This window comes from Nocardia sp. NRRL WC-3656, assembly GCF_000720265.1.
Lineage (GTDB): Bacteria > Actinomycetota > Actinomycetes > Mycobacteriales > Mycobacteriaceae > Nocardia > Nocardia nova.
On record NZ_JOJF01000013.1, the window covers coordinates 52,141 to 77,933 of the forward strand.

At 68.1% G+C, this 25,793-nt stretch carries 29 protein-coding genes; 22 read left to right on the plus strand and 7 right to left on the minus strand.

Annotated elements, in window-relative coordinates; genetic code table 11:
- Positions 1 to 147: 147 nt before the first annotated feature.
- The 3 genes from IG65_RS36960 to IG65_RS0118550 all read left to right on the plus strand — a co-directional run bounded on the left by IG65_RS36960 (position 148) and on the right by IG65_RS0118550 (position 2,529).
- Positions 148 to 249, plus strand: coding sequence for a 30S ribosomal protein bS22 (locus IG65_RS36960; protein WP_003402602.1), 102 nt, complete (start codon positions 148 to 150; stop codon positions 247 to 249).
- A gap of 190 nt (positions 250 to 439) precedes the next feature.
- Entirely contained in the window at positions 440 to 1,522 is a 1,083-nt protein-coding gene (locus IG65_RS0118545) for an NAD-dependent epimerase/dehydratase family protein (protein WP_030516191.1), read from the plus strand.
- Entirely contained in the window at positions 1,519 to 2,529 is a 1,011-nt protein-coding gene (locus tag IG65_RS0118550) for a lysophospholipid acyltransferase family protein (protein ID WP_030516192.1), read from the plus strand. The genes IG65_RS0118545 and IG65_RS0118550 overlap by 4 nt, the downstream gene beginning before the upstream one ends.
- 74 nt (positions 2,530 to 2,603) lie before the next feature.
- Here the strand turns inward: IG65_RS0118550 and IG65_RS0118555 are convergent, their stop codons facing one another.
- Together IG65_RS0118555 and IG65_RS0118560 are read right to left on the minus strand one after the other, a co-directional pair.
- On the minus strand, positions 2,604 to 3,641 hold the full coding sequence (locus tag IG65_RS0118555; RefSeq protein WP_369801565.1) for an HAD family hydrolase: 1,038 nt from the start codon (positions 3,639 to 3,641) through the stop codon (positions 2,604 to 2,606).
- A gap of 81 nt (positions 3,642 to 3,722) precedes the next feature.
- Positions 3,723 to 3,983 (minus strand): glutaredoxin family protein, encoded by a 261-nt coding sequence (locus tag IG65_RS0118560; protein WP_030516194.1) that lies wholly within the window; start codon positions 3,981 to 3,983, stop codon positions 3,723 to 3,725.
- A 353-nt stretch (positions 3,984 to 4,336) separates the two neighbouring features.
- Between IG65_RS0118560 and IG65_RS0118565 the strand changes: the two genes are divergently transcribed.
- The 4 genes from IG65_RS0118565 to IG65_RS0118580 all read left to right on the plus strand — a co-directional run bounded on the left by IG65_RS0118565 (position 4,337) and on the right by IG65_RS0118580 (position 9,223).
- Positions 4,337 to 5,212, plus strand: coding sequence for a redox-sensing transcriptional repressor Rex (locus IG65_RS0118565; protein WP_030516195.1), 876 nt, complete (start codon positions 4,337 to 4,339; stop codon positions 5,210 to 5,212).
- Positions 5,209 to 6,597, plus strand: a complete 1,389-nt coding sequence (locus IG65_RS0118570; RefSeq protein WP_030516196.1) for a glutamyl-tRNA reductase — start codon at positions 5,209 to 5,211, stop codon at positions 6,595 to 6,597. Before IG65_RS0118565 ends, IG65_RS0118570 begins: the two co-directional genes overlap by 4 nt.
- A 62-nt stretch (positions 6,598 to 6,659) precedes the next feature.
- Entirely contained in the window at positions 6,660 to 7,664 is a 1,005-nt protein-coding gene (hemC, locus tag IG65_RS0118575) for a hydroxymethylbilane synthase (protein WP_036525108.1), read from the plus strand.
- The gene (locus tag IG65_RS0118580) at positions 7,661 to 9,223 is read left to right on the plus strand and encodes a bifunctional uroporphyrinogen-III C-methyltransferase/uroporphyrinogen-III synthase (RefSeq protein WP_030516198.1); all 1,563 of its coding nucleotides are present in this window, start codon (positions 7,661 to 7,663) and stop codon (positions 9,221 to 9,223) included. The genes hemC and IG65_RS0118580 overlap by 4 nt, the downstream gene beginning before the upstream one ends.
- Positions 9,224 to 9,267: 44 nt before the next feature.
- Here the strand turns inward: IG65_RS0118580 and IG65_RS0118585 are convergent, their stop codons facing one another.
- Positions 9,268 to 9,537: a hypothetical protein gene (locus IG65_RS0118585; protein WP_036525074.1), complete on the minus strand. Its 270-nt coding sequence runs from the start codon at positions 9,535 to 9,537 to the stop codon at positions 9,268 to 9,270.
- 330 nt (positions 9,538 to 9,867) lie between these two features.
- On the opposite strand from IG65_RS0118585, the gene hemB reads away from it, so the two are divergent.
- The 5 genes from hemB (at position 9,868) to IG65_RS0118615 (ending at position 13,010) form a co-directional block, all read left to right on the plus strand.
- Positions 9,868 to 10,845, plus strand: coding sequence for a porphobilinogen synthase (hemB, locus tag IG65_RS0118590; RefSeq protein ID WP_030516200.1), 978 nt, complete (start codon positions 9,868 to 9,870; stop codon positions 10,843 to 10,845).
- Entirely contained in the window at positions 10,842 to 11,360 is a 519-nt protein-coding gene (locus tag IG65_RS0118595) for a hypothetical protein (protein WP_051756438.1), read from the plus strand. Before hemB ends, IG65_RS0118595 begins: the two co-directional genes overlap by 4 nt.
- Before the next feature lie 385 nt (positions 11,361 to 11,745).
- The gene (locus IG65_RS0118605; protein WP_231509285.1) at positions 11,746 to 12,372 is read left to right on the plus strand and encodes a hypothetical protein; all 627 of its coding nucleotides are present in this window, start codon (positions 11,746 to 11,748) and stop codon (positions 12,370 to 12,372) included.
- Positions 12,369 to 12,608, plus strand: a complete 240-nt coding sequence (locus tag IG65_RS0118610) for a hypothetical protein (RefSeq protein WP_146098768.1) — start codon at positions 12,369 to 12,371, stop codon at positions 12,606 to 12,608. Before IG65_RS0118605 ends, IG65_RS0118610 begins: the two co-directional genes overlap by 4 nt.
- Before the next feature lie 81 nt (positions 12,609 to 12,689).
- The gene (locus IG65_RS0118615; protein WP_030516204.1) at positions 12,690 to 13,010 is read left to right on the plus strand and encodes a hypothetical protein; all 321 of its coding nucleotides are present in this window, start codon (positions 12,690 to 12,692) and stop codon (positions 13,008 to 13,010) included.
- A 10-nt stretch (positions 13,011 to 13,020) separates the two neighbouring features.
- On the opposite strand, the gene IG65_RS0118620 is transcribed toward IG65_RS0118615, so the two are convergent.
- Complete coding sequence (locus IG65_RS0118620; RefSeq protein WP_030516205.1) at positions 13,021 to 13,404, minus strand: hypothetical protein; 384 nt, start codon at positions 13,402 to 13,404, stop codon at positions 13,021 to 13,023.
- A 249-nt stretch (positions 13,405 to 13,653) separates the two neighbouring features.
- Here IG65_RS0118620 and hemL point away from each other — a divergent pair, with 249 nt between their 5' ends.
- The 7 genes from hemL (at position 13,654) to IG65_RS0118655 (ending at position 20,960) form a co-directional block, all read left to right on the plus strand.
- Entirely contained in the window at positions 13,654 to 14,991 is a 1,338-nt protein-coding gene (hemL, locus tag IG65_RS0118625) for a glutamate-1-semialdehyde 2,1-aminomutase (RefSeq protein WP_030516206.1), read from the plus strand.
- Between the two features lie 200 nt (positions 14,992 to 15,191).
- Positions 15,192 to 15,797 (plus strand): histidine phosphatase family protein, encoded by a 606-nt coding sequence (locus IG65_RS0118630; protein ID WP_051756461.1) that lies wholly within the window; start codon positions 15,192 to 15,194, stop codon positions 15,795 to 15,797.
- Positions 15,798 to 15,823: 26 nt separating this feature from the next.
- Entirely contained in the window at positions 15,824 to 16,402 is a 579-nt protein-coding gene (locus IG65_RS0118635) for a TlpA disulfide reductase family protein (RefSeq protein WP_030516208.1), read from the plus strand.
- A complete protein-coding gene (locus IG65_RS0118640) occupies positions 16,399 to 17,235 on the plus strand; it encodes a cytochrome c biogenesis CcdA family protein (RefSeq protein ID WP_030516209.1) in 837 nt (278 codons plus the stop codon). The genes IG65_RS0118635 and IG65_RS0118640 overlap by 4 nt, the downstream gene beginning before the upstream one ends.
- A gap of 5 nt (positions 17,236 to 17,240) precedes the next feature.
- A complete protein-coding gene (locus tag IG65_RS0118645) occupies positions 17,241 to 18,944 on the plus strand; it encodes a cytochrome c biogenesis protein ResB (protein WP_051756440.1) in 1,704 nt (567 codons plus the stop codon).
- 2 nt (positions 18,945 to 18,946) lie between these two features.
- A complete protein-coding gene (gene ccsB / locus IG65_RS0118650) occupies positions 18,947 to 19,939 on the plus strand; it encodes a c-type cytochrome biogenesis protein CcsB (protein WP_030516211.1) in 993 nt (330 codons plus the stop codon).
- Positions 19,940 to 20,096: 157 nt separating this feature from the next.
- Positions 20,097 to 20,960: an N-acyl homoserine lactonase family protein gene (locus IG65_RS0118655; RefSeq protein ID WP_051756442.1), complete on the plus strand. Its 864-nt coding sequence runs from the start codon at positions 20,097 to 20,099 to the stop codon at positions 20,958 to 20,960.
- A gap of 28 nt (positions 20,961 to 20,988) precedes the next feature.
- Here the strand turns inward: IG65_RS0118655 and IG65_RS0118660 are convergent, their stop codons facing one another.
- Positions 20,989 to 22,365 (minus strand): wax ester/triacylglycerol synthase domain-containing protein, encoded by a 1,377-nt coding sequence (locus IG65_RS0118660; RefSeq protein ID WP_030516213.1) that lies wholly within the window; start codon positions 22,363 to 22,365, stop codon positions 20,989 to 20,991.
- Positions 22,366 to 22,605: 240 nt separating this feature from the next.
- On the opposite strand from IG65_RS0118660, the gene IG65_RS0118665 reads away from it, so the two are divergent.
- Genes IG65_RS0118665 through IG65_RS0118675 form a run of 3 tightly spaced genes read left to right on the plus strand, consistent with a single transcriptional unit; the run spans position 22,606 to position 24,655 of the window.
- Complete coding sequence (locus IG65_RS0118665) at positions 22,606 to 22,950, plus strand: DUF1801 domain-containing protein (protein WP_030516214.1); 345 nt, start codon at positions 22,606 to 22,608, stop codon at positions 22,948 to 22,950.
- 15 nt (positions 22,951 to 22,965) lie between these two features.
- The gene (locus IG65_RS0118670; protein ID WP_030516215.1) at positions 22,966 to 23,391 is read left to right on the plus strand and encodes a YciI family protein; all 426 of its coding nucleotides are present in this window, start codon (positions 22,966 to 22,968) and stop codon (positions 23,389 to 23,391) included.
- Positions 23,392 to 23,404: 13 nt separating this feature from the next.
- Positions 23,405 to 24,655 (plus strand): RNA polymerase sigma factor, encoded by a 1,251-nt coding sequence (locus IG65_RS0118675; protein ID WP_030516216.1) that lies wholly within the window; start codon positions 23,405 to 23,407, stop codon positions 24,653 to 24,655.
- 598 nt (positions 24,656 to 25,253) lie between these two features.
- Here IG65_RS0118675 and IG65_RS0118680 read toward each other — a convergent pair.
- Both IG65_RS0118680 and IG65_RS0118685 read right to left on the minus strand, forming a co-directional pair.
- Positions 25,254 to 25,466, minus strand: a complete 213-nt coding sequence (locus tag IG65_RS0118680) for a helix-turn-helix domain-containing protein (RefSeq protein ID WP_030516217.1) — start codon at positions 25,464 to 25,466, stop codon at positions 25,254 to 25,256.
- A complete protein-coding gene (locus IG65_RS0118685) occupies positions 25,463 to 25,768 on the minus strand; it encodes a hypothetical protein (protein ID WP_030516218.1) in 306 nt (101 codons plus the stop codon). The genes IG65_RS0118680 and IG65_RS0118685 overlap by 4 nt, the downstream gene beginning before the upstream one ends.
- Positions 25,769 to 25,793 lie beyond the last annotated feature (25 nt).

The window sequence follows — 25,793 nt, forward strand, 5'->3', positions numbered from 1 at the left end:
TGAACCACCGTTGTGTTACCCGCTGCCGATCTGGTCAGGTCGGGAGCTGAACACTGGTTGCCAGGCGGCCGCCGAGCGAACCGGAAGATGGGCGTACGTAACCGGCGTGCGTGCCGAGGGTAGAGAGAGAACGCGAGGAACAACCCTATGGGTTCTGTGATCAAGAAGCGCCGTAAGCGGATGTCGAAGAAGAAGCACCGCAAGCTGCTTCGCCGTACGCGTGTGCAGCGTCGCAAACTCGGCAAGTAAACTTATTGCTGGAAATTAGCTGAAAGCCCGCCACCATCTTGGGTGGCGGGCTTCGGCATTTGTTTCCGGTGACTGAAGTCATCGTTAGATCCTGGTTAATACTCTCGGCCACCTCCGTAACAGCCGCTACTCTGGTTAACGGAACTAGCCAAGCAGGGGTGCACAGGTGGGATTCGGCGTGGGTTCGGATATGCGGGACGGGCGTACGGCTGGCCGCAACGACCAGCCGCCCAAAGTTGTCCTCGTCACCGGCGCGAGCCGCTTCTTCGGCGGCAATGTCGTCACGCGGCTGGCGGCCGATCCGGCGATCGAACGCGTCATCGCGGTCGATGCCCGCATGCCCAGTCGCGATCTGCTGCGCCGGATGGGCCGGGCCGAGTTCGTTCGCGCCGATATTCGAAACCCGTTGATTCGCAAGGTGATCGACGGAAATCAGGTCGACACGGTCGTGCATCCGGCCGTACTGTCCCGCCCGCCCGCCGGTGGCGGCCGGGCGGCGATGAAGGACTACAACGTCTTCGGCGCCATGCAGCTGATGGCGGTCTGCCAGAAGGCGCCGAGTGTGCGCCGTGTCGTGGTCCGCTCCTCCTCGGCGGTCTACGGGTGCGGTCCGAAGGATCCGGCGAAATTCACCGAGGAAATGAGTGCGCGCACGCCGCCGAAGGGCTGGTTCGCGCGCGACATGATCGAGGTCGAGGGATTCGTCCGCGGAATGGCGCGCCGGCGTCCGGATATCGCCGCGACGATCCTGCGATTCGCACCGATAGTGGGGCCGCGTCTGGCGGGCCGGGGCGTGCAGTATTTCCGCTCCCCGATCACGCCGACGATCTTCGGCCGCGACCCCCGTATGCAGCTGTTGCACGAAGAGGACGCGATCGCGGTGCTGGCGCATGCCGCGCATTCCGCACCCGGCGGCACCTTCAATGTCGCCGGTGACGGGGCGCTGGCATTGTCGCAAGCCATCCGCCGCGCCGGTCGCGTCGAACTACCGGTGCCGATGAGTGTTTTCCAGACGGTCGGCCGGTCGTTCATGGGCCCGGTGATGCGTGAGTTCACCACCGAGCAGATCGATTACTTCCACTTCGGCTGTGGATTGGACACCACGAGAATGCGTACCGAACTCGGCTTCGCACCGCGTTGGACGACGGTGCAGGCGTTCGACGACTTCATCGGGGGCGCAGCGCTGCGGCCCGTCATAGATCCGCGCTGGATCGACGCTGCAGAAAACAGACTCCTCGGCCTCGTCGGGGCCGGGACGGGAGCACATCGATGAACGACGTGGCCAAAGTCATTCACCTGCACGAGACGGATTTCGAGGCTCGGCAGCGCCCCGCGTCGCGGCGTTGGCCGGTGGAGCCGGCCATGCAGCCGGTGACCTCGCTGACCGAGCGGCTGGCCGAATCGGCCTCGCCGCGCTCGCTGGGTGATCTGGTGCGGAGCGCGGTGGCCGACGGAATTCGCAATACCGCCGATTTCGCCCGCCGCCGCCTCACCGGGGACTACCAGGTCGACGAATTCGGGCGGGACGAGCATCTGCTCGAATCGGTCATCCTGCCGACGCTGCGACCACTGTCGGATCTGTGGTTCCGGGTGGATGTCAACGGCATCGAGAACATTCCGTCCACCGGTGGTGCGCTGGTGGTTTCCAATCACGCCGGCGTGGTGGCACTGGACGCGCTGATGCTGCAGCTGGCCGTGCACGACCGGCATCCCGCCCATCGGTCGCTGCGCTTGCTGGCCGCTGATCTGGTGTTCGAGACGCCGGTGGTCGGCGGGCTGGCCCGCAAGGCGGGCCATACCCTGGCCTGCCCCGCCGACGCCGAGCGGCTGCTGCGGTCGGGCGAGGTCGCGGGGGTGTTCCCCGAGGGCTTCAAGGGCATCGGCAAGCCGTATTCGGAGCGCTACAAGCTGCAGCGCTTCGGGCGCGGCGGATTCGTCTCGGCGGCGGTGAAAACCGGTGTGCCGATCATTCCGTGCTCGATCGTCGGGTCCGAGGAGATCTATCCGAAACTCGCCGACATCAAGCCGTTGGCCCGCCTGCTCGGATTGCCGTATTTCCCGGTGACTCCGACATTTCCGCATCTGGGACCGCTGGGCGCGATCCCGTTGCCGTCGAAGTGGACCATCGAATTCGGCAAGCCCATCGCGACCGAGGACTATGCGGCCGAGGCCGCCGACGATCCGATGACGATGTTCGAGGTCACCGATCAGGTCCGCGAGACCATCCAGCAGACGCTGTACAAACTGCTCACCAAGCGGCGTAACCCCTTCACCGGCTGACGTCGGAACAGAGCCGGAGAAATCGAGCCTCCTCGCTGCGGCGAGGAGGCTCGATCGTTTCCTTCCGGAAAATCTCAGCCGTGCTGTTCGCGCCTGCGGGTGAGGACGGCCGCCGCCGCTCCACCAGCCGCACCCAGCGCCAATGCGGTGGGAACGCCGATCTTGGCGGCCTTGCGCCCGGTGCGGAAATCGCGGATCTCCCAGCCGCGATTCTTGGCGACCTCACGCAGGTCCGAATCCGGGTTGATCGCCACCGCGGTACCGGCCAGCGAGAGCATCGGCACGTCGTTGTGGCTGTCGGAATAGGCCGTGCAGCGTTTGAGATTGAGCCCCTCGCGAATGGCCAAGGTGCGCACCGCATGTGCCTTGCCCAGGCCGTGCAGAATATCGCCGACCAGCCGTCCGGTGAAGACGCCGTCCACACTTTCGGCGACCGTGCCCAGCGCGCCGGTCAATCCCAGGCGCTTCGCGATGACCTGCGCGAGTTCCACCGGCGTGGCGGTCACCAGCCACACCTGCTGACCGGCGTCCAGATGCATTTGCGCCAGCGCGCGGGTGCCGGGCCAGATCTTGTCGGCGATGATTTCGTCGTAGATTTCCTCGCCCAGGGCCGCGAGTTCGGCAGTCGAGCGGCCGGCGATGAATGACAGCGCCTTTTCCTTGCCGCTGGCCATATCGCCCTGGCTTTCCTTACCGGTGACCCGGAATTTCACCTGCTTCCAGGCCATATCGACGAGGTCGGAAGTCTTGAAATATTTCCGCGCCGCCAGGCCGCGCGCGAAGTGCACGATCGAGGCGCCCTGCACCATCGTGTTGTCCACGTCGAAAAATGCCGCAGCGGTCAGGTCGCGCGGCGGGCGCGCATGGGGCGGTAATTCCGAATCGGCTTCGGCGCCATAGGTTTCGGCCAATTCCGCGTCGTGCAGCGCGAGGGCGGCATCGGCGCTGGCCTCACCGGCGAGGTTGGCGCGTACCTCCTCCTCGCTGGGCCCGAACGGGCTGCGCGCGATCCGCGTGAGCTGGTCCGACAGACCCTGCCCCCAGCGCGCCGGGAATTCGCCGAACCTTCCCGCGATGAAGCCCGTCCTCGCATCTTTCGATCGTTCCGGCACCAGTACCTCCGCCCGTTCGCGCGAACACTCCAACATTAGCCGAGCACAGCGTTGTCCCGACGGCTGCTCGACGATGTGTGCTCAGCGACTCAAATCGGCCCGCAACCGGGATTCGTCCACGTCGAAGTAACTGTGTTCGCGGCCGTCGAGCAGCACCACCGGCAGCCGGTCGCCGAACTCGGCCCGCAGCGACGGGTCGGTGGCCGCCGCCGCGTCCACATCGACGGTCGCCGGTTCCAGCCCGAAGTCGGCGCAGATGGCGCGCAGTTGCGTCAGTGCGACCGTGCACATACCGCAGCCCTCGCGGGTCAGCAAAGTCACCGAATGCGTGGCAGTACTCATATCGCCATTAAATGCCACCGTGCCGACAGACCTGCGATTAGCCGCGAATCGCCGCATTCGCGCGGACAAATCGCCGGTCCGGCGTGCCTGCACCGAAGCCGGTGCTACACGGCGGTTGAATGTGAGCAGGCATTCGTGGAGCCGACGAGTGGAGAGTGACTGAATTCACCGACTTTGTGCAGGGCTTCACAAGCGGTTACGGTGGTGACACGCGACCCGCCTGCCTCTGGCGGCGGACGCAACCGCACCCCGTGTACCAATACCGATCCGATACCGATGCCTGTGCCCGGTGTCGGCGGTGGACCAAGCGAAACCCGGACACTACCCCCCGGCCGGACGAGGAGCCGAACGACGTGACAGAGCAGCATGAGACGCCAGGTGGCGTCTCCGGCAGAGCTCTGAACAGCGTTTCCGGCAAATCCATCAACAAGGACATCCCGCAGGCGACGGTGACCCGTCTGGCCACCTACCTCCGAGTGCTCGCCGTCCTGGCCGACGAGGGTGTGCTCATCGTATCGAGTGAAGAACTGGCTGTCGCGGCGGGTGTCGGTTCGGCCAAGCTTCGCAAGGATCTATCCTTCCTCGGCCCCAACGGGGTTCGCGGCGTCGGCTACGACGTGGCCAAGCTGCGCAACCGCATCGAAGACGTTCTCGGCCTGGCGGACGGCCATCGGGTGATCCTGGTCGGCGCCGGGAATCTGGGCCGGGCATTGGCCGGTTACGGCGGATTCTCGCGGCGCGGATTCACCATGGTCGGCATCTTCGACAACGATCCCGCGGTGATCGGCGCCTCGGTCGCCGGGCTGCGGGTGCTCGACACCGCCCGGCTGCGGGCCGCGGTCGCCGAACTCGCGCCCACGATCGCGGTGGTCACCGTTCCCGATGCCGCGGCCCAAGCCGTCTGCGACGAACTCGTCGCCGCCGGGGTGCAGTGCATTCTCAGCTTCTCGCCGGTGAACCTGGCGGTTCCGGCCACCGTGGAGGTCCGCCGCGTCGACCTCGCCGTCGAACTGCAGATGCTGTCGTTCGAGCGCGCTCGCAGCGCGGAACTCGAGGCGACCGAGCCGGCGGCCACCGAGCGCGTCGCCGCGGGGGAGACCGTGCACGCGGTCTCCACCCCGATCGGGCGCCGGATGGCCGGACGCGCGGCCCACCAGCCCACACCCCGCAAGACAACCTCGCATTCGGCAACGGAGCCAACCAGCAAGGGATCGGTGGTCGCACCATGAGTGTGCTTCTCGTCGGAATTTCGCATCGCAGCGCTCCCGTGGCGGTGCTGGAGAAGGTCGCGGTCACCGAGGAGGACCGGCCCAAGCTCACCGATCGCATGCTGGCCTCCCAGCACATCTCGGAGGCGATGATCGTCTCCACCTGCAACCGCGTCGAGATCTACGCCGTGGTCGACGCCTTCCACGGCGGCCTGGCCGAGGTCGGCGATCTGCTGGCCAAGCATTCCGATCTGCCACTGCCCGAACTGACCAGGCACGCTTACGTGCGCTACAGCGAGGCGGCGGCGGAACATCTGTTCGCAGTCGCCAGCGGCCTGGATTCGATGGTCGTCGGCGAGCAGCAGGTGCTCAGCCAGATCCGCTCGGCCTACGCCGCCGCCGATGCCCAGCAGGCCGCCGGGCGCACCCTGCACGAATTGGCCCAGCATGCCCTGCGCGTCGGCAAGCGAGTGCATTCGGAGACCGGGATCGACCGCGCGGGCGCCTCGGTGGTGTCGGTCGCCCTGGAGCGCGCCGCGAACGTGCTCGGCGACCTGGCCGGCCGCACCGCGGTCGTGGTCGGCGCGGGCGCGATGGGCGGGCTGTCGGTGGCCCATCTGGCACGGGCCGGAATCGGCCGGATCGTCGTGGTCAACCGCACTCTGGAGCGGGCTCAGCGGCTGGCCCACACCGCGACCACCATGCACGGCGCACCGGCGACCGCGATGGAGCTGTCGAATCTGGTGAACGCCATGGCCGATGCCGACATCGTGATCACCAGCACCGGCGCGGTCGGTTCGGTGGTGAGCCTGGCCGACGCCCACCGGGCGCTCAACGTCTCCCGCGCCGGACATCAGATGGTGATCTGCGATCTGGGCCTGCCCCGCGATGTGGATCCCGCGGTGGCCGGACTGCCCGATATCACCGTCATCGACATGGAGACGCTGCAGCGTGATCCCGCGGCGGGTGCGGCGGCCGACGACACCAGCGCCGCGCGCGCCCTGGTCGCCGAGGAGCTCGCCAAATATCTGTCCGGCCAGCGAATGGCGGAGGTGACCCCGACCGTCGCGGCCCTGCGCCAGCGCGCGGCCGAGGTGGTCGAGGCGGAGCTGATGAGGCTGGAATCCAAACTGCCCGATCTGGGCGATCCGCAGCGCGAAGAGGTGGCCCGCACGGTGCGCCGGGTGGTCGACAAACTGCTGCACGCGCCCACGGTCCGGGTCAAGCAGCTGGCCTCGGCGCCCGGCGGTGGCAGCTACGCCGAGGCGCTGCGTGAGCTGTTCGAATTGAAACCCGGTGCGGCACAAGCGGTTGCGGCGCCGATGGAAATCGCCACTCTCGGCGGCGAACTGGCCGACGACTTCACCACGAGCCATCTCGGAGACGAACAGGGGCATCCGCAGTGAGCGCTGATACGGCCACCGCATTCGGGGGCGCGGCCACCGAGGTCGACACGCAGGAGCACAACATGACGCGACGTGGCACCACGGACACCCCGTGGCGGATCGGCACTCGCGGCAGCGTGCTGGCACTGACCCAGGCCGGCACCGTGCGCGACGCGCTGATCGCCGCCGGGCAGCACGCCGAATTGGTGATCGTGAAGACGGCGGGCGACAAATCCTCCGATCCGGTCGAGAAGATCGGTGTCGGGGTGTTCACCGCCGCGCTGCGCGAGGAACTGGCCGCCGGGACCGTCGACATCGCGGTGCACTCCTACAAGGATCTGCCCACCGCGCCCGACCCGCGCTTCACCATCGCCGCGATACCGCCGCGCGAGGATCCGCGTGACGCCCTGGTGGCCCGCGACGGTCTGGTACTGGGCGAACTGCCCGCCGGATCCCGGGTCGGCACCTCCGCGCCGCGGCGTGCCGCCCAGTTGCGCGCACTCGGCCTCGGCCTCGAGATCGTGCCGCTGCGCGGCAATATCGACACCAGACTTCGCAAGGTCGCCGAGGGTGAACTCGACGCCGTGGTCGTCGCGCGGGCCGGGCTGTCCCGCGTGGACCGGCTCGGTTCGGTCACCGAGGCTCTGGAGCCCGTGCAGATGTTGCCGGCACCGGCCCAGGGCGCGCTCGCGGTTGAATGCCGCAGCGAGGAAAGCGATCTCGTCAGCATCCTGTCCACCCTCGACGATCCGGGCAGTCGCGCCACGGTCGTCGCCGAACGCGCGCTGCTCGCCGAACTGGAAGCCGGTTGCACGGCGCCGGTCGGTGCGCTCGCCGAAGTCGTCGAATCGCTCGACGACGAGGGCCGCGTGGTGGAGGAACTGTCGCTGCGCGGCGGCGCGGCGGCGATCGACGGTTCGGATGTCATCCGGGCCTCGGCGGTCGGCTCGCTCGCGAACGCAGAGCAGCTGGGCCGCGATCTGGCGCGTGAGCTCCTGGAGCTGGGGGCGCGCGACCTGCTGGCCGGCGAGGTATCCGCCGGCGCGTCCGACTTCACCAATCCCAGCCCGATGGAGAACAAGCCATGAGCCGAGCCACCAAGAAACATCCCGGTCGGATTCTGTTCGTCGGGTCGGGTCCTGGTGACCCGGCACTGCTCACGGTCCGCGCCCGCGAGGTGCTGGGACGAGCCCGGCTGGCGTTCACCGACCCCGATGTCGACAAGGGCGTGCTGGCCATGATCGGCACCGCCGTAGAGCCGGGTCCCGACGGGGAATCCGCCGTCGACGTGCGCCCCGCGCTGGGCGAGCCGGCCGAGGTCGCGAAGACCCTGGTCCACGAGGCCCGCGCCGGACACGACGTGGTGCGGCTGGTCTCCGGCGATCCGATGACCACCGATTCGGTGATCTCCGAGGTCAACGCCGTCACCCGGTCGCATATGAACTTCGAGGTGCTGCCCGGGCTGCCCTCGGCGACCACGGTTCCGGCCTACGCCGGTATCGCCCTGGGCTCCTCGCACACCGAGGTCGACGTGCGCGGTGAGGTCGATTGGGCCTCGGTCGCGGCCGCTCCCGGCCCGCTGGTGCTGCATGCCACCTCCGGCCACCTGGCCGAAACCGCGAGCGCGCTGGTCGAGCACGGTCTCGCCCCGCAGACCCCGGTGGCCGTGACCGTGCGCGGCACCACCCGGCAGCAGCGCACCATCGAGGCGACGCTGGCCACCCTGAACTCCGCCGCCTCCGAACTGGTCGGACCGCTGGTGGTCACGGTCGGCAAGGAGGTCGAGAAGCGCGCCAAGATGTCCTGGTGGGAGTCGCGGGCGCTGTACGGCTGGACCGTGCTGGTGCCGCGCACCAAGGAGCAGGCCGGCGAGATGAGCGAGAAGCTCGTCATGCACGGCGCCATCCCGATGGAGGTGCCGACCATCGCCGTCGAGCCGCCGCGCAGCCCCGCGCAGATGGAGCGCGCGGTCAAGGGCCTGGTCGACGGGCGCTACCAGTGGGTCGTGTTCACCTCGACCAACGCCGTGCGCGCGGTGTGGGAGAAGTTCGGCGAATTCGGTTTGGACGCACGGGCTTTCTCCGGTGTGAAGATCGCCTGCGTCGGTGAGGCGACCGCCGACAAGGTGCGCTCGTTCGGCATCAATCCCGAACTGGTGCCCAGCGGTGAGCAGTCCTCGGAAGGTCTGCTGGCCGACTTCCCGCCCTACGACGATGTTTTCGACCCGGTCAACCGCGTGCTGCTGCCGCGCGCCGATATCGCCACCGAAACTCTGGCCGAGGGTCTGCGCGACCGCGGCTGGGAGATCGACGATGTCACCGCGTACCGCACCGTGCGGGCCTCGCCGCCGCCGGCCGAAACCCGGGAGATGATCAAGACCGGCGGTTTCGACGCCGTGCTGTTCACCTCCTCGTCCACGGTCCGGAATCTGGTCGGTATCGCCGGAAAGCCGCACGCGCGCACCATCGTTGCCTGCATCGGCCCCAAAACCGCCGAGACCGCAATCGAATTCGGCCTGCGCGTGGATGTGCAACCCGAGATCGCCCAGGTCGGCCCGCTGGTCGACGCCCTGGCCGAACACGCCGCCCACCTGCGCGCCGAGGGCCTGCTGCCCCCGCCGCGCAAGAAGAGCCGCCGCAGCCGCTGAGCGGCTCGATAACCAGGCCGCTGAGCGGTACGGCGAGGAGGCACTCACACCCGGCGTACGCGCATCAGGTCGCGGACGAGGCTGCAGGTCTTGTTCGAGGGCGGCCGGATGCCGACGACCTCGGCGGTATGCCGAATGGTCCGGTTGTCGGCGAGGTTGGCGCGGTAGACGCCGGAGTCGAGCAGGGCGATGGCGAGGCGCATGGCCTTCAACCTGCGGTTGTGCATGACGTACCAGGAGCGCGGCCGGCCGGCCGGTAGGGCCTGTTTCACCAGCGGCGCGTAGGGATCGATGATCGTCGGTGCGGTGGGCATGAGAATCCTCCCCTCGGATGGAGATTCATCGGGTCGTCGATGGGCCGAGTCGAAGGCGGGACGGATATGGGCAGTCCGTCCCACCGCCGATCGATCGGTCGCGCGCCGTGGGCAGTAGCGCGTTACCGAGGCCGGTTCGACTGTTGACGAATCCCCTCGAACACATCTTCGATTCTACCGGAGGGCACCGACAAAAACCGCTCGCCGCAACGGGTTTCGGCGCCGTGCCCGCGTCGCCGGTGCGTCGCCCGTGATTTGCCGGGTGTGACCCACGCCAACCGGCCGGGAGGTGCCTGGGAGCCGGGCTCCCGCGCGGCGTATCGTGCGGTTATGACCGGAATGGACCGCCCGCGGCGGTTGCGTCGTACCCCCGCGATGCGTCGCCTCGTCGCCGAAACCACCTTGGAACCAAGGCAATTGGTACTGCCCATGTTCGTCGCCGACGGACTGGCCGAACCGCGCGAGATCAGTTCGATGCCCGGCGTGTACCAGCATTCGATGGATTCGCTGCGCAAGGCCGCGGCCGAGGCGGTCGGGGCGGGCGTCGGTGGGCTGATGCTGTTCGGCGTGCCGCGCCCGGAGGACAAGGATGCGGTGGGTAGCCAGGCCAGTGCCCCGGACGGCATCCTCAACCGCGGCCTGCGCGCGCTGGCCGAGGAGGTCGGCGGTGACACCGTCGTGATGGCCGATACCTGTCTGGACGAATTCACCGATCACGGGCACTGCGGTGTCCTGGCAGGCGACGGCTCCGTCGACAACGACGAGACCCTGGAACGCTACGTGGAGATGGCGCTGGCCCAGGCCGAGGCCGGCGCCGAACTGCTGGGCACCAGCGGCATGATGGACGGCCAGGTCGGTGCGATCCGCGCCGGACTGGATGCGGCCGGTCATATCGATACCGGGATCCTCGCCTACGCGGCCAAATACGCCTCGGCGTTCTACGGCCCGTTCCGGGAGGCCGTCGGCTCGTCGCTGCAGGGCGATCGCCGGACCTATCAGCAGGATTCGGCGAATCGGCGGGAATCGCTGCGTGAGCTGGAACTGGACCTGGCCGAGGGCGCCGACATCGTGATGGTCAAACCGGCCATGTCGTATCTCGACATCCTGCGCGATGTCGCCGATCATTCGCCGGTTCCGGTCGCCGCCTATCAGATCTCGGGCGAGTACGCGATGATCACCGCCGCCGCCGAACGCGGCTGGATCGACCGCCGCGGCGCCATCCTCGAATCGCTTCTCGGCATCCGCCGGGCGGGCGCGGACATCGTGCTCACCTACTGGGCCACCGAGGCCGCGCACTGGCTGTCGTGAATCCGGCGACCCTCCCGGCCGAGCCCGGCATTCGAACCAGACCCGAGGATGTGCGCACCGCCTGCCAGCTGTGGTGGGCCGTGGTCGCGCTCGGGGTGTTGCGGCTGATCCTCGGCGCGGTCGATCGCCTCGGCAATCGCCGCCAGCTCGCCCAGGACTTCTACGACCAGTTGCACGGCGAGCGGCCCGACTTCAGCGTGGCGCAGATGGAGCTGGTGGTCTCGATTCTCGAGGTTCTGGTCCTCACCTACGGCCTCGCCGTCGGGATCGGCGCGGTGGCCGTGGTGTACCAACTCGGTCGCGGCCGACTGTGGGCACGCACGGCTGCCGATGTGGCGACCGTGGTGCTGGTGCTCGGCGCCATCGGGTCGATGTTCGGCCTCGGCGCGGTCGCCGGTGGCCCGGCGGTGCTGATCGGGGCCGCGGCGATATTACAGGCCGTTCTGGCCTGCGGAGCCGTATTCCTCTGCCGCAGAAAGGAATCCGAGGCGTTTTTCCGGGCGAACGGCAACTGAGACGCGAGGCCGAATTTGTCGCGTGCCGACCGGGATGTATGGTGAGGGTTGTCACAGAGAGCTCGGGAACTGAAAGTCGTTGGTTGTGCGTTGTTCTTCGGATGTGGTTTTTCGATCGGTGGTCGCATCGATCGGCTACCTCGATGAGAGCGCAGCACGGATGGCTTCGGTGGATCGGAGACATCGATGCGCGTGGTGATTCAGCAGCGACAAAGCATTCGACGCGATGTTCTGGTGATGGGTTTGCTGCTGCTCTTGGCACTGCTCACCCTCGCCGGCCTGCTGCTCCCGGGGAAGGTCGGCTGACTTCGCCGCCACCCGCTCGCGCCGGCACGCGCGTCGTATTCGGAGGTCCTGCGTGAGCGACGCCCAACCCACCGCCGCGGTGCGGCCGGATTCCGTGCTGTTCAGTGAGCCCGGTGCCCGCTGGCGAACGGTCGCCTACGGCCCGCTGCTCTGTCTGTTCGTGCTGATCCTGGAACTCGCGCTGCGGCGCGGCCCGGTGCACTGGTTCGGCCTCGCCTTCTGCGCGATTCTGCTCGCCGGATTCGTGACTCTGCAGGTCGTGGCCGGAAAACGACACGTCAGCGTCGAACTCACCGACTCCGTGCTGCGCGAGGGCGCCGAAACGCTGCCCCTGAGTTCGATCGCGCGAGTCTTTCCCGAACTCGACGAGGAATCGTGGGACGACGAGCCCTGGGAGTCGGCCCGCGCACTGGGTGAGCTGACCGGAGTGCCGCGCCGCCGCCGCGGCATCGGCCTGAAATTGCGCGACGGCGCCATGGTGCAGGCCTGGGCGCGCGATCATCGGCAGTTGCGCGCGCAGTTGAGCGCCGCGCTCGACCGGCTCGCCGAGGGTTCGGCGCCCGTGACCGAGCAACCAGCGGCGCCCCGGTCGGCGAAGATCGAGACTGCCGCTCGGAACGAGTCCGATGGCGCCGAAGCTCCGGCGGGCGCGGTGAGTTGTTCCGGGGACGACGAGGTTGTCGAGGGCAAGGAGGACGTGGCGTGATGCGCCGGCTGTGGATCCTGCTCGATCTGGTGCTGGTCGTGGTCTGCGCGGTGGCCGCCGTGCCCAGCTGGCGGCTCGGTGTCCATCGGACCTGGTTCGCGGCGGCGGGGGATCAGCCCGCCTTCGAATCCACCCACTACGCCGGGCCGTGGCTTGCGCTGGCCACCGTACTGGTCACGGCCGCGGGCCTCGCGGCCATCGATCTGGTGGTGCGGTGCGCGGTTCGCCCGCGCTGACACGCCTGTTCGCCACAGCCGCACCCGAATTCGCGGCGCGTCGCCCGATAGCGGATCGAGTGTTGTGGGTATTGCCGGAAAATGAGCACCATGACGCGCACCCGAGCAGTGCGGAAGACCTCGTTCACGATTCTCGCAGCCGCGGCGATCGGTATGACTCCGGTCGCCGTGGCCACCGCGGCCCCCGAAAGCCCCTCGGCCGCAGGCACTTCGGCGACCGCCTCGCAGACGTCCGGGCCGAGAGTTACCGGCGCGAGTTCCGCCGATGCGCAGGCCACCGGCGCGGGCTCCACTCCGCTGCGCGCCGATCAGGTCTCGCTGCTGGATCTGCTTCCCACGCCACTGAATTGCCTGCTGTCCACCGGCTATGCCCTGCTGTGCCTGGGCGTTCCGGTCCCCTGAACCGCTTCGGTCAGTGCCACTGCTGGAAAACGTCGAGCAGGCGCGTGCCGTGCGATCCGGGGACGTTCGCCATCACCACGACGCTCCCGTCCGGATGGCTCGCCGCCTCCTCGATCACCTGTCGCAGTGAGGCGTGCACATTGCCGTTCTCGTCGTGATAGAGCTGGGTGTCCGGTTTGAGGCCCGCCCCGATCCGGTTCATCGGAACGACCATGGTGACCAGTGCGGGAATCGGCCCGTCGCCCAGTGCGGCGGTCTCGTCGTGGGTGAGGATGACTCCGGCCCGTTGCTGGTCGGGTTGGACGACCGGCGTCACGGCGGCCGCCTGAGTCGCCGCCGCGACCGAGCCGACGAGGGTTGTCAACAGGGCTACCCCGAATACTGCTTTCCGCATGAACCCTCCCGGCCGTGAGCGTGATGGTGGGTACGAGGTTACGCATGGGCAACTCAGCGACAACCCTTATGGCAGGAAATTTACGCCGCGTGTTGCGGTAACGCCGCTGACCGGCGCATGTGAGGAAACTCTCGGCAAACTGCTGGTCGGGTCGGTGGTAGTACAATCTGGCGCCTCGGCTTGTGGGGTGGCTCACCCCACTACACCCTGTCGTCGACCGCTTCGGCGGGGGCTGCGACACTGGTGGTCGTGAGTTCTTCTCCGCGCGCGACCCAGGTAAACGTGCCGGTCTCCGCCCGACTCTTCGAACGCGCCGCCGCGATCATTCCCGGCGGTGTGAACTCGCCTGTGCGGGCCTTCAATTCGGTGGGTGGCACCCCGCGATTCATCGCTTCGGCGCGCGGATACACGCTCACCGACGCCGACGGTAACGACTATGTGGACCTCGTGTGTTCCTGGGGGCCGATGATCCTCGGGCACGCCCATCCGGCCGTCGTGGACGCGGTACAGCGCGCCGCCACCGGCGGGCTGTCCTTCGGCGCGCCGACCGAGGCCGAGATCGAACTGGCCGAGGCGATCGCCGCCCGCGTCGATCCGGTGCAGCGGGTGCGGCTGGTGAACTCCGGTACCGAGGCCACCATGAGCGCGGTGCGGCTGGCACGCGGGTTCACCGGGCGCAGCAAGATCGTCAAGTTCGCCGGCTGCTATCACGGCCATGTCGACGCGCTGCTGGCCGATGCCGGCTCGGGCGTCGCGACCCTGGGTCTGCCGACCTCGCCGGGCGTGACCGGAGCGCAGGCCTCCGACACCCTCGTGCTGCCCTACAACGACCTCGAAGCCGTCGCCACGGCCTTCGCCGAATATCCGGGCCAGATCGCCGCCGTGATCACCGAGGCCGCCGCCGGCAATATGGGTGCGGTCCCGCCGCTGCCCGGATTCAACGCCGGCTTGCGCGAGCTGACCAGCGAACACGGCGCCCTGCTGATCATGGACGAGGTCATGACGGGCTTCCGCGTGAGCGCCGCGGGCTGGTACGGGCGCGACCCGGTGGCGGGCGACCTGTACACCTTCGGCAAGGTGATGAGCGGCGGACTACCCGCCGCGGCCTTCGGCGGCCGCGCCGAGGTCATGAACCACCTCGCGCCGATCGGGCCGGTCTACCAGGCCGGCACGCTCTCGGGTAATCCGGTGGCGGTGGCCGCCGGGCTGGCCACGCTGCGTGCCGCCGACGCGGACGTCTACGCCGCCCTCGACCGCAACGCCGAACGCCTCGGATCCCTGATCACCGAGGCTCTGACCACCGCGGGGGTCCCGCACACCGTGCAATTCGCGGGCAATATGGTGAGCGTGTTCTTCGCCGAGGGTCCGGTTACCGACTACGCCACCGCCAAGGCCACCGCCACCTGGCGCTTCCCGGCCTTCTTCCACGCGCTGCTGGAACGTGGCGTCTACGCGCCGCCGAGCCCGTTCGAGGCCTGGTTCGTCTCGGCTGCCCTCGACGAGGACGCATTCGACCGTATCGCTGCCGCACTGCCCGCCGCCGCCGCGGCAGCCGCGGCCGCCACACCCGAAGGATCCCGCGCGTGAGCGACTCAGATCAGCTCGAATCCGTCACTGCCGCAACAGAATCCCCCTCGCACGAAGAACCGGCGTCGCCCGGTGCAGCCGCGGCGAGCGGGGAAGCCGAACCCTCGCAGGGGCCCGGCCCGGACTCCGGAGCCGATGCCGGCAAGGTTCCCTCGCTACCAGGTGACGTGGCCTCGGATACCGAGACCATCGTGCACGTGATGCGCCACGGCGAGGTGCACAACCCCAAGAGCATCCTGTACGGCCGCCTGCCCGGTTTCAGCCTCTCGGTGACGGGTCGTTCGCAGGCGGCGACGGTCGCGCGCACCCTGGCCGATCACGACATCGCCCTGGTCGTCGCCTCGCCGCTGCAGCGCGCCCAGGAGACCGCCGCGCCGATCGCCGGACACCACGGGCTGATCGTGCGCACCGACGACAACCTCATCGAGGCCGGCAACACCTTCGAGGGGCTGCGGGTGTCGGTCGGGGACGGCGCGCTGCGCAAGCCGCGGCACTGGTGGAAGTTGCGCGATCCGTTCACCCCGTCGTGGGGTGAGCCGTATCTGCAGATCGCGCATCGCATGCTCGCCGCCGTGAACAAGGCGCGGGTGGAGGCGACCGGGCACGAGGCCGTGGTGGTGTCGCATCAGTTGCCGGTGTGGACGTTGCGGCGCTTCCTGGAGGGTAAGCGGCTGTGGCACGATCCGCGGCAGCGGCAGTGCTCGCTGGCCTCGCTGACTTCGCTTGTGTACCAAGGCGATACGTTGATCGACATCGTCTACTCCGAGCCGTCCGGCGGCTCGGATCCCAGGGTGACCGGGGCGTGAGCGGGGCGGTCCGGCGTCTGCTGCCGATGCTGCTGGCCTGCGTGGCGGTCGTCGCCGCGCTGGCCGGTTGTTCGTCGGGTAACGACGCGGTCGCCCAGGGCGGCACCTTCGATTTCGTCTCACCCGGCGGCAAAACCGATATCCGGTACGACCCACCGGCCGCCCGCGGCACGATCGGCCACCTCTCGGGGCCGAATCTGATGACCGGCAAGACCGTCTCGGTCGACGACTTCCCGAATCAGGTCGTCGTGCTGAACCTCTGGGGACAGTGGTGCGGGCCGTGCCGCGCCGAAGCGCCCGCGCTGGAACAGGTCTACGAACAGTCCAAGGACAAGGGCGTCGCCTTCCTGGGGATCAATGTGCGTGACCCGCAACAGGACAAGGCGCGCGACTTCGTGACCGACAATCATGTCGGCTACCCGTCCATCTACGATCCCGAGATGCGCAGCCTGCTGGCGCTCGGCGGCAAATTCCCGACCAGCGTCATCCCCACCACGCTGGTGCTCGATCGGCAGCATCGCGTCGCCGCGGTCTTCCTGCGGTCACTGCTGGCCGAGGATCTGCTGCCGGTGGTGAACCAGGTCGCGCAGGAGGGCCGGCAGTGACAGCCGTCGCCTCGCCGGCATTGGCTTCCGTCGGCGAATCGTTCCAGCAGACCGCGGCGACCGGGCCGCTGCTGCTGGCGCTGGGCGCCTGCCTGCTCGCCGGATTGGTCTCGTTCGCCTCGCCGTGTGTGGTGCCGCTGGTGCCGGGATATCTGTCGTATCTGGCCGGGCTCGTGGGCGCCGAAGCGCCGCCGGTCACCGTCGACGAAGCCCAGGGCAAGAGTACGGCCGTCGCGCTGCGCACCGGCCGGATGCGGGTCGCGGGTGCGGCCGGGCTCTTCGTCGCCGGTTTCACCGTGGTGTTCGTGCTGGCCTCGGCGACGGTCTTCGGTGTCATCCAGACCTTGAATGTCAATCGTGAACTGCTGCAACGCATCGGCGGGGTGGTGACGATCGTGATGGGGCTGGTGTTCCTCGGCCTGGTGCCGATGTTGCAGCGCGACACCAGAATGCATCCGCGCCGGCTCACCGGAATCGTCGGCGCCCCGCTGCTGGGTGCGGTCTTCGCGCTCGGCTGGACGCCGTGCCTGGGCCCGACGCTCTCCGGCGTGATGGCGGTATCCGCCGGAACCGACGGCGCGACGGCCGCTCGCGGTGTCGCGCTGATCGTGGCGTACTGCCTCGGACTCGGGCTGCCGTTCGTGATTCTCGCGTTCGGGTCGGCCACCGCGCTGCGCGGAGTCGGCTGGCTCCGGCGCAATTCGCGCACCATCCAGATCATCGGCGGCATCCTGCTCGTCGTGGTCGGCATCGCACTGGTCACCGGGATGTGGGATCAGTTCGTCGGATGGATCCGCAATGTTTTCGTCTCCCAGGTAACCCTGCCGATCTGAGCCCCATGACTGCCACGATGACGCCCCCGTCCACCGCCGCGAAGCCGCCGCGCCAGTCGTTGCCGCGCCGCGCGTTCGCACTGCTGCGCAATGCCTGGCGCGGATTGACCAGTATGCGCACCGCGCTCATGCTGCTGTTCCTGCTGGCGCTGGCGGCGATTCCGGGGGCGCTGCTGCCGCAGCGCAGTCTGAACCCGCAGAAGGTCGACAAGTACATCGCCGATCGCGGCACCCTCGGCCCGTGGATGGACCGGCTGCAGCTGTTCGACGTGTTCTCCAGCTTCTGGTTCACCGCGATCTACGCTCTGCTGTTCGTATCGCTGGTCGGCTGCATCGTGCCGCGCGTCTTCGATCACTACAAGGCGCTGCGCACACCGCCGGTCATGGTGCCGCGCAACCTGTCCCGGCTGCCGCACCACGCCGCGACCACCACCGGCGACACCCCTGCCGAGGCGATCGAGCAGGCGCGGCGCGGGCTGCGCGGCTGGCGCACGGTGGTGCGGGATGGATCCGAGGCGCGCAACGGACGTCCCGGTGAGGTGACCGTCTCGGCGGAGAAGGGTTATCTGCGCGAGCTCGGCAATCTGGTCTTCCACCTGGCCCTGGTCGGCCTGCTGGTCGCGGTGGCGGCGGGCAAGTTGTTCGGCTACGAGGGCAACGTGATCGTCGTCGCCGACGGCGGTCCCGGATTCTGCACCACCTCACCCGCGGTCTTCGACTCCTTCAAGGCCGGCCGGGTCAACGACGGCACCGGGCTGACCCCGGTCTGCGTGCGGGTCAAGGACTTCAAGGCCGACTATCTGCCCAACGGCCAGGCCGAGATGTTCACCGCCAACATCTCGTATCAGACCGGCGATGATCTGGCGACCGACACCTGGCGTGACACCACCATCCAGGTCAACCATCCGCTGCGCGTCGCCGGAGACCGCGTCTACCTGCAGGGGCACGGGTACGCGCCGACGTTCACCGTCACCTATCCGAACGGGCAGAAGCGCACCGAGACCATCCAGTGGCGGCCCGACGACGGCGCCACCTTCCTGTCCAGCGGCGTGATGCGGTTCGACCCGCCGGGCGGCATGTACGGCAGCGAGGACGAGCGGCGCAAAAACCAGATCGCGATCGAGGGCCTGTTCGCGCCCACTGCACTGATGCACGGCAGCCTGCTGACCTCCTCGTATCCCGGACTGACGGATCCGGCGGTGGCGATCGACATCTATCGCGGCGAGACCGGACTCGACACCGGGCGCGCGCAGTCGCTGTTCTCGCTCGATCCGGAGATGATCAAACAGGGCCGGTTGACGAAGCAGCAGCGCGTCAATCTGCGGCCCGGTGAATCGGCGACACTGGCCGACGGCACCAAGGTCACCTTCGACGGGGCGCAGCAGTACGCGAATCTGCAGGTTTCCCACGACCCGGCGCAGAACTGGGTCCTGGTGTGCGCCTTGACGATGATGGCCGGGCTGCTCGTCTCGCTGCTGGTGAAGCGGCGGCGGATCTGGTTGCGCGCCTATCCGGAAGGCCCGGACGACGGCGGTTCCGGTGAACGACGTACTGTAGTAGAAATGGGTGGGCTGGCCCGCACCGACCAAGCGGGTTGGGGCGGCGAGTTCGACCGCTTGCTGACGCGGCTGCTGGGCTCCGACCGCACCGACATCGGCAGCCCCACGGATCAGCGCCCGGTCGCCCGGACCGAGAGCACGGGAGAGTGAACATGCCGATCGACGAAACACTCGCCGGTTACAGCAATCTCGCCTTCAAGACGGCGTTCGTCGTCTACCTGCTGGTGCTGGCGATGCTGATCGTGCAGTACGCCTCGGCGAAGAAGAAGGTGACCAGCGCCCAGGAGCGTGAACGCGAACTGGTCGGCGTCGGCGCCTCCTCCGGAGTGAGCGCGGACCGGCCGGTCGTCCCCGGCAAACTGGAGCCCGCCCCGAAGCGTTCGCTGGCCGAGCAGCTCGGCAATATGGCGTTCGCGGTGGTCTTCGTCGCGATCGGGCTGCACCTGGCCTCGATCGTGTTGCGCGGCTTCGCGACCCACCGCTTCCCGCTCGGCAACATGTACGAGTTCATCACCATGGCGACCGCAGCCGCGATGGTCACCGGCCTGGTGTTCATCCACGACCGCCGGTACCGCGCGATGTGGGTCTTCCTGCTGGTTCCGGTGCTGATCCTGATGTTCCTGGCCGGCCAGGTGCTCTACGCCGACGCCGCGCCCGTGGTTCCGGCGCTGAAGTCGTACTGGCTGCCGATCCACGTCACCATCGTCAGCATCGGCAGCGGCATCTTCATGCTCTCCGGTGTGGCGAGCCTGCTGTTCCTGCTGCGCATGCACCAGCCGGAAGGCCAGGAGTCGAGCAACCCGCTCGGTGCCCTCGCCCGCCGCCTCCCCGACGCCCGCACCCTCGACCGCCTCGCCTACCGCACGACGGTCGTAGCCTTCCCTCTCTTCGGCACCGGCATCATCCTCGGCGCCATCTGGGCCGAAAGCGCGTGGGGCCGCTTCTGGGGCTGGGACCCGAAGGAAACCGTCTCCTTCATCGCCTGGGTCATCTACGCGGCGTACCTGCACGCCCGCGCGACCTCCGGCTGGCGCGAAACCAAGGCCGCCTGGATCAACGTCGCCGGCTTCGTCGCGATGCTGTTCAACTTGTTCATCATCAACATCGTGGTGAGCGGGCTGCACTCCTACGCGGGACTCAACTAGCTCCGTCCGCGGGTCCACGCCGGTGTCTCACCGAAGTCGGGCGCTGCATCCGTCCGATTCCTCACCTGGGCCCTTGGTCCTCTAGCCGCGGACCCGACCGCAGTCATAGGGTCGATCTGTCAGCCAGGGAAGGCGCCGAGGCGAAGGGGCTGATCGGATGGGTGCTACATCTGGCGGTACGCCGGGGACAGTGGATCGAGGTCCGGCCGGGATCGACAAGATCAGGCTGACGATCCTGCCGACCGGGACCATGCACGGCGACCTCACCTGGCTGTTGATCGACCCGGGGCATATGGCCACGAGTGCCGACAAGCATCCGCCCCGCGACTGGGTCGAGGTCCCCACTTACGTGGTGTATATCGAGCACCCCGACGGCACGAAGCTGCTCTGGGACACCGGGGTTCCCCGGGACTGGGAAAAGCGCTGGGGCCCAACCGGTATGGACAAGTTCTTTCCGGTCGATTCCGTCACCGAGGACATGTGGCTGGACTCGCGACTGAGGCAGCTCGACCTCGAGCCGGGGGACATCGACTATCTGGTGCTGTCCCACCTGCACGGTGACCATGCCGGCAACGCGCAGCTGTGGGCCGGCACCCGCACCACGATCGTCGTCGACGCGGAGGAGAAGAAGGGAGCGTTCGGCTTCGACGGTTACAGCAACGGCGCCTACTTCCGGCCCGACTACGACGGATTGGAGCTGACCACCATCGACGAGGACACCGAGCTGCTGCCCGGTGTCACGCTGTTGCGCACCCCGGGCCACACCCCGGGGACCCTGTCATTGCTGGTCGACCTCGCCGACACCGGCACCATGCTGTTCAGCTCGGACTCGCTGTACCGCAGCGAAAGCTACGGGCCGCCCGCCATCGCCGCGGGCATCGTCTACGACACCGTCGCCTGGTTCGAGTCCGTCGACAAGATCCGCGCCATCGCCGACCGGACCGGCGCCACCGTCGTGTTCGGCCACGATCCCGGCCAGCTGGCCGGGCTGAAGACCGGCGTCGGCAACTACTACACCTAGCACCGCCCGCGGCAGCTGCGCGCGGATCTCAACCGGCCTGTTCGCCCACCGCCAGCACGGCGCGGAAGCCCTCGTCGAGGCAATCGGTGAAGACATCCACGTCGGGCACCGCGGCGCTGTCGGCGTTGATGCCTACGCAGCAGGTGTCGATATGCGAGATGAGGGTGACGTTGAAGGCCGTTCCGATGGTGGGGCCGAACGCGTACATCCGCTCCACCGCGGCTCCGGCGATGAAGATGGGCACCGGTGAGCCCGGCACGTCCGATGCCACGAAGTCCACGTGCTTGAGCATGGCGGTGACCATGGCGACCGGCAATCGGTTGAGCGTGGCGGCGACGGCGGCCGAATACGGGATCGCCGGCTCGTGGCGCCAGCCGACCACGATTCCGTCGAGCACGGGCATGAGCAGCGCGGGATCGGTGATGTCGGCCGGGAGTGCGAACCTGACCAGAGTGATGCGATTTCCGCCGATCGGGTCGTCGGCTTTCCGCACGCTGACCGGCATCGTGACCCGCAACCGCTCGACCTGCCCGTCGTGCAGTTCGTGGTAGCGGTGCAGACCGAGCACCACCCCTGCCAGGAACGCGTCGTTGACGGTGCAGCCGACCGAGTGCGCGGCTCGGCGCAGTGGCTCCATCGGCACGTCGACCGTCGACAACTGGCGTGCCAGACCGCGTTTCGTCATCACGGGTGACAGGGTGTCGACCACCGGCCGGGCCAGTTTGCCGATCGATACGGCCAGAGCCACGCCGTCGCGGACGGTGCCCAGCGGGTGGGTGATGGCATGCCGGGCCAGCGGCAGGACATGCGCGAGTCCGCCGCGCAGCAACTCCGATCCCACCGCCCAGTTCCACGCGACGATGTCGAGCAGTCCACCGCGGCTCTCCGGGGCCGGCTCGGGATCCGGACGAGGTTCGCCGCCGGCGCGGGTGAAATCGACGATCTCGTTGGCCAATTGGATGCCGCCCAACCCGTCGGTCAGGCAGTGATGCACCTTGAGCACCAGCGCGCTGCCGCCACCGGTCACATCGCCGAGCATGGTCACCTGCCACAGCGGGCGGACCGGGTCGAAGGCCGTCATGGCCTCGACGCGGGCGAATTCGAACACCGCCGTGCGGTCGACCGCGGCCGGCAGGGCGACCCGCCGCATATGCCAGGACAGGTCGAAATCGGGGTCGGCTTCCCAGCGTGGTGGCGCGAGACCGGCAGGCAGGGCGACCAGCCGATCCCGGAAGCGGGGGGCCACCCGGGTGCCGCGATCGATGGCCTGCACCAGGCGTTCCCAGTCCGGCTCCGCGTCGAGCATCACGACCGAGACGATCGTCGAGCGCAGGATCGCGTCGCGCTCCATACTCCACGAGAACAGGTCGGACTGGCTGAGATGAGATTCGCGCGTGTCCGTCATCGGCTTGCCTTCGCTGAGGAACAGCCGCCGTGATCGCCGCGGATGCGACTCCCGGCGCCGCTCGTGTCTCGACCGTATTCACCTCACCCGTCGCGCCGGTAGGGCCGAACGTCGGTGCCGCCGTGACCAAGGGCTCCCCGGGAAAAAAAAAGTTTCTCCTCCATGTCGAAATCCCGGACGGTCGCACGAAGGAGTGTCGAGAGCCGGACCGGCCGGCCCAGCCACAGAGGGAAGAACGAGATGAACACCGACGTCACCGCCTACATCGACGGTAAGAAGAACTGGCAGACCGGAATCTGCACGAGCCTGCGCGAGACCGTGCACAGCACCCTGCCGGGTGTGGTGGAGGTATTCCGGTACGGCAAGCCACATTTCACGGTCGACGGGACGAACGTCGCGGTGTTGCACGTGGCCGCGGCTAAGGTCTCGTTCATGGTTTTCGGCGCACAGGACATCGAGCCGGTGCCGGGGGTGCTTCGTTCGCTGGGCTCCGGCGACCGCAAGGCTGTCGACTTCCGCGAGGGCGACGCTGTCGATCCCGCATACATCGCCGACCTGCTGCGCCGCGTGGCCGGCACCAACTGAGAAAGAGGTTTCGTCATGCGCGTGATGGTGATGACCAAGGGCGATGCCGCCGATGAGGGCAAGGGGCAGCCGACCCAGGAGATGTTCGAAAAGATGCAGGCCTTCAACGAGAAGTTGGTGAAGGCCGGCATCATGCTCGGCGGCGAGGGCCTCCAACCGAGCAGCACCGGGGCGAAGGTCGCGTTCTCGACGTCCGGGACATCGGTGGTCGACGGTCCCTTCACCGAATCCAAGGAAGTCATTGCGGGATACTGGATTTGGGAGGTCAGCTCGCTGGCGGAGGCCGTCGAGTGGGCCAAGCGCTGCCCGTTCGATCCGTCCTACGGAGATTCCCAGGTTCTGGAGATTCGCCCGCTCTTCGACATGGACGACTTCGCCGAGACCGTCGACGCCGAGACCCTGGCCCGCAGCGAGCAGTTGCAGCACCGGCCCTCGGACTGAACCCGGCCGACCGATGGAACTGCGCGAATCGGTCGAGGCGCTGTGGCGGATCGAGGCTCCTCAGCTGATCGCCACGCTCGCCCGCCGCATCGGGGACCTCGACATCGCCGAGGATCTGGCCTCCGAGGCCTTCGTGGCCGCCTTGGAGCAGTGGCCCGCCGAGGGCGTGCCGGCCCGGCCCGGCGCATGGTTGATGAGCACCGCGTGGCACAAGGCGATCGACCGTGCCCGGCGGGAGGAGACGGCGCGTAAGAAGGCGCCGCTCCTGCTCGCCGGGCAGGACGGCGAACTGCCGGACGTGAGCGCCGAGGCGCTCGCCCCCATTCCGGACGATCTGCTCACCATGGTCTTCACCACCTGCCATCCGGTGCTCTCACCCGAGTCGCGGGTGGCGCTCACCCTGCGGTTGTTCGGCGGCCTGACCACCGAGGAGATCGCCCGCGCGTTCCTCTGCCCCTCGGCGACCATCGGTCAGCGCATTTCGCGCGCCAAGCGCACGCTGGCGGAGGCTCGGGTGCCGGTCGAGGCGCCCTCGGCCGGGGAACTGCCCGAGCGCCTGCGCGCGGTGCTCGAGGTCCTGTATCTGATCTTCAACGAGGGATATTCGGCCTCCTCCGGCGAGAGCGTCGTTCGTGCCGACCTCGCGACCGAGGCCATGCGGATGGGACGGGTCCTGGCCGGCCTGCTCCCGGCGGAGCCCGAGGTGTTCAGCCTCGCGGCGCTCATGGAACTGCAGGCGTCGAGATTTCGCACCCGCGTCGACGACAACGGCATTCCGGTCCAACTCGAGCATCAGGACCGCCGCCGCTGGGACCGCACGCTGATAGAACACGGTCTCGGCATGCTCGACCGTGCCTTCGATCTGGGGCGTCCGCTCGGGCCGTATTCGCTGCAGGCGGCGATCTCCGCGTGTCATGCCCGCGCCGCCGCCTTCGGTGATACCGATTGGGTCGCCATCCTTGCTCTCTACGACGCTCTCGCCCAGCTCACCGCGTCTCCCGTGGTCGAGATGAACCGGGCGGTCGCGCTTCTCCACGTCGACGGCCCGGAAGCCGCACTGGCCGCGACCGAGCCGCTGCTCGCCGACCGGCGGATGGCTCGATACCACCTGCTCGGCGCGGTCCGCGGCGATTTCCTCACCCGGCTCGGCCGGCATCACGACGCCGCCGCCGAGTTGGAACGAGCCGCCGAACTCGCCCCCACCAGGCAAGAGCGGCAACTTCTGCTGGACCGCATGGCCGCCGCACTCGCCGCCGCAGGGTAAGGCGCCGGTGCGGGCAGTCCTGTTGCGCAATCTTGCGACCTTCGCGCTGGACGTCGAAAACGCGGAGTGAAGCCGGACAAAACCCTGTCAACCTGCGTAGACATCGAAATCTGCCGTACCTGCGGGGTTATGGGTCGGCCGCGATGGTAGGTAACGATTCATTGCAATCGCATTAATGCGACCTAACCGGAGGGGATGTACCGGTTACCGTGTGTGCGCGGAGGTTGCCCCCATGGGGAGCGGATACGTCGGCCTCCGTTGTTAGGGGATGAACCGGTGCCCCACTTCTGTGGGTCTGAGCCGCCCAGCGGGTGGGGCACTGCCTCCTCTCGCGCCGCGCTGTTGACACTTGCCGGTGGGCGCGGGCGGTCACGGCGTCGCAGGCTCTCCGCAGATGTGCGAGGTGGCCCGGTGTTCATGCCGGCCTGCGGGACGTTCGATGTCGTCGCCGTCGATGACGATGACGATGCGGTGCGGTGGAGATCGTCCGCCGAGTACGAACGCCTCGGCCGGAACAAAATTTCGCCCGTACAGGTCGGCCAGTATGCGGCCCAGAGAAGTACGGTCGTCGGAATTCCCGCGGCGATCAGCAGGCCGATCACCGGATCGTCGCAGCGACGGCGCGACCGCGCGGGCTCAGCTGCCATCGGCAGCGGTCCCGGCTCGGGACGATCAGGCCGCGCGCGTGCAGGCGAGCCAGCGCGTTGCGGATGCTTCGCGTGGTGTGAGCTGTGGCTCGTTGCAGTTGAGCGGTGGTGAGGAGACCGCCCGGCGCGAGCGTGCGCAGGACGGCGCGCTCGGCCGGATTCACGCCCGGGCTCCGGAGGCGTTCCACCGTGCGAAAGACATTCGAGGACAGGCGGTTTCGACGTCTGCGAGGTGCATGACCAGGTCGAGGGTGCGGGCGTCGAGATGGGCGGGTGTGGGCATGACGATTGCATCCACATCGGCAGTGCGGATCTGGTCGATCAGCGGAATCGTCCGATGCGGAACCGGCCAGACCAGTGCGTACCCGAGGTGGCGGGCGAGTCGTTTCACCTGTGCCGCATCCCAATTCGGTGCGGTGCTGACCTCCGGATCGATCCAGGCCAGCGCTGTCGGACGTGTTCTCATCCCTACCCCTCCTGTCTGTGTATGT

Excerpts from the sequence above, each read along its gene's own strand:
- ccsB (WP_030516211.1), top strand. The coding sequence starts at position 18,947 with ATGCCGATCGACGAAACACTCGCCGGTTACAGCAATCTCGCCTTCAAG.
- IG65_RS0118635 (WP_030516208.1), top strand. The coding sequence starts at position 15,824 with ATGCTGCTGGCCTGCGTGGCGGTCGTCGCCGCGCTGGCCGGTTGTTCG.
- IG65_RS0118560 (WP_030516194.1), bottom strand. The coding sequence starts at position 3,983 with ATGAGTACTGCCACGCATTCGGTGACTTTGCTGACCCGCGAGGGCTGC.
- hemC (WP_036525108.1), top strand. The coding sequence starts at position 6,660 with ATGACGCGACGTGGCACCACGGACACCCCGTGGCGGATCGGCACTCGC.
- IG65_RS0118545 (WP_030516191.1), top strand. The coding sequence starts at position 440 with ATGCGGGACGGGCGTACGGCTGGCCGCAACGACCAGCCGCCCAAAGTT.
- IG65_RS0118630 (WP_051756461.1), top strand. The coding sequence starts at position 15,192 with ATGCGCCACGGCGAGGTGCACAACCCCAAGAGCATCCTGTACGGCCGC.
- IG65_RS0118645 (WP_051756440.1), top strand. The coding sequence starts at position 17,241 with ATGACTGCCACGATGACGCCCCCGTCCACCGCCGCGAAGCCGCCGCGC.
- IG65_RS0118620 (WP_030516205.1), bottom strand. The coding sequence starts at position 13,404 with ATGCGGAAAGCAGTATTCGGGGTAGCCCTGTTGACAACCCTCGTCGGC.
- IG65_RS0118550 (WP_030516192.1), top strand. The coding sequence starts at position 1,519 with ATGAACGACGTGGCCAAAGTCATTCACCTGCACGAGACGGATTTCGAG.
- IG65_RS0118570 (WP_030516196.1), top strand. The coding sequence starts at position 5,209 with ATGAGTGTGCTTCTCGTCGGAATTTCGCATCGCAGCGCTCCCGTGGCG.
- IG65_RS0118580 (WP_030516198.1), top strand. The coding sequence starts at position 7,661 with ATGAGCCGAGCCACCAAGAAACATCCCGGTCGGATTCTGTTCGTCGGG.
- IG65_RS36960 (WP_003402602.1), top strand. The coding sequence starts at position 148 with ATGGGTTCTGTGATCAAGAAGCGCCGTAAGCGGATGTCGAAGAAGAAG.
- IG65_RS0118665 (WP_030516214.1), top strand. The coding sequence starts at position 22,606 with ATGAACACCGACGTCACCGCCTACATCGACGGTAAGAAGAACTGGCAG.
- IG65_RS0118660 (WP_030516213.1), bottom strand. The coding sequence starts at position 22,365 with ATGACGGACACGCGCGAATCTCATCTCAGCCAGTCCGACCTGTTCTCG.
- IG65_RS0118655 (WP_051756442.1), top strand. The coding sequence starts at position 20,097 with ATGGGTGCTACATCTGGCGGTACGCCGGGGACAGTGGATCGAGGTCCG.
- IG65_RS0118615 (WP_030516204.1), top strand. The coding sequence starts at position 12,690 with ATGAGCACCATGACGCGCACCCGAGCAGTGCGGAAGACCTCGTTCACG.
- IG65_RS0118675 (WP_030516216.1), top strand. The coding sequence starts at position 23,405 with ATGGAACTGCGCGAATCGGTCGAGGCGCTGTGGCGGATCGAGGCTCCT.
- IG65_RS0118585 (WP_036525074.1), bottom strand. The coding sequence starts at position 9,537 with ATGCCCACCGCACCGACGATCATCGATCCCTACGCGCCGCTGGTGAAA.
- IG65_RS0118670 (WP_030516215.1), top strand. The coding sequence starts at position 22,966 with ATGCGCGTGATGGTGATGACCAAGGGCGATGCCGCCGATGAGGGCAAG.
- hemB (WP_030516200.1), top strand. The coding sequence starts at position 9,868 with ATGACCGGAATGGACCGCCCGCGGCGGTTGCGTCGTACCCCCGCGATG.
- IG65_RS0118685 (WP_030516218.1), bottom strand. The coding sequence starts at position 25,768 with ATGAGAACACGTCCGACAGCGCTGGCCTGGATCGATCCGGAGGTCAGC.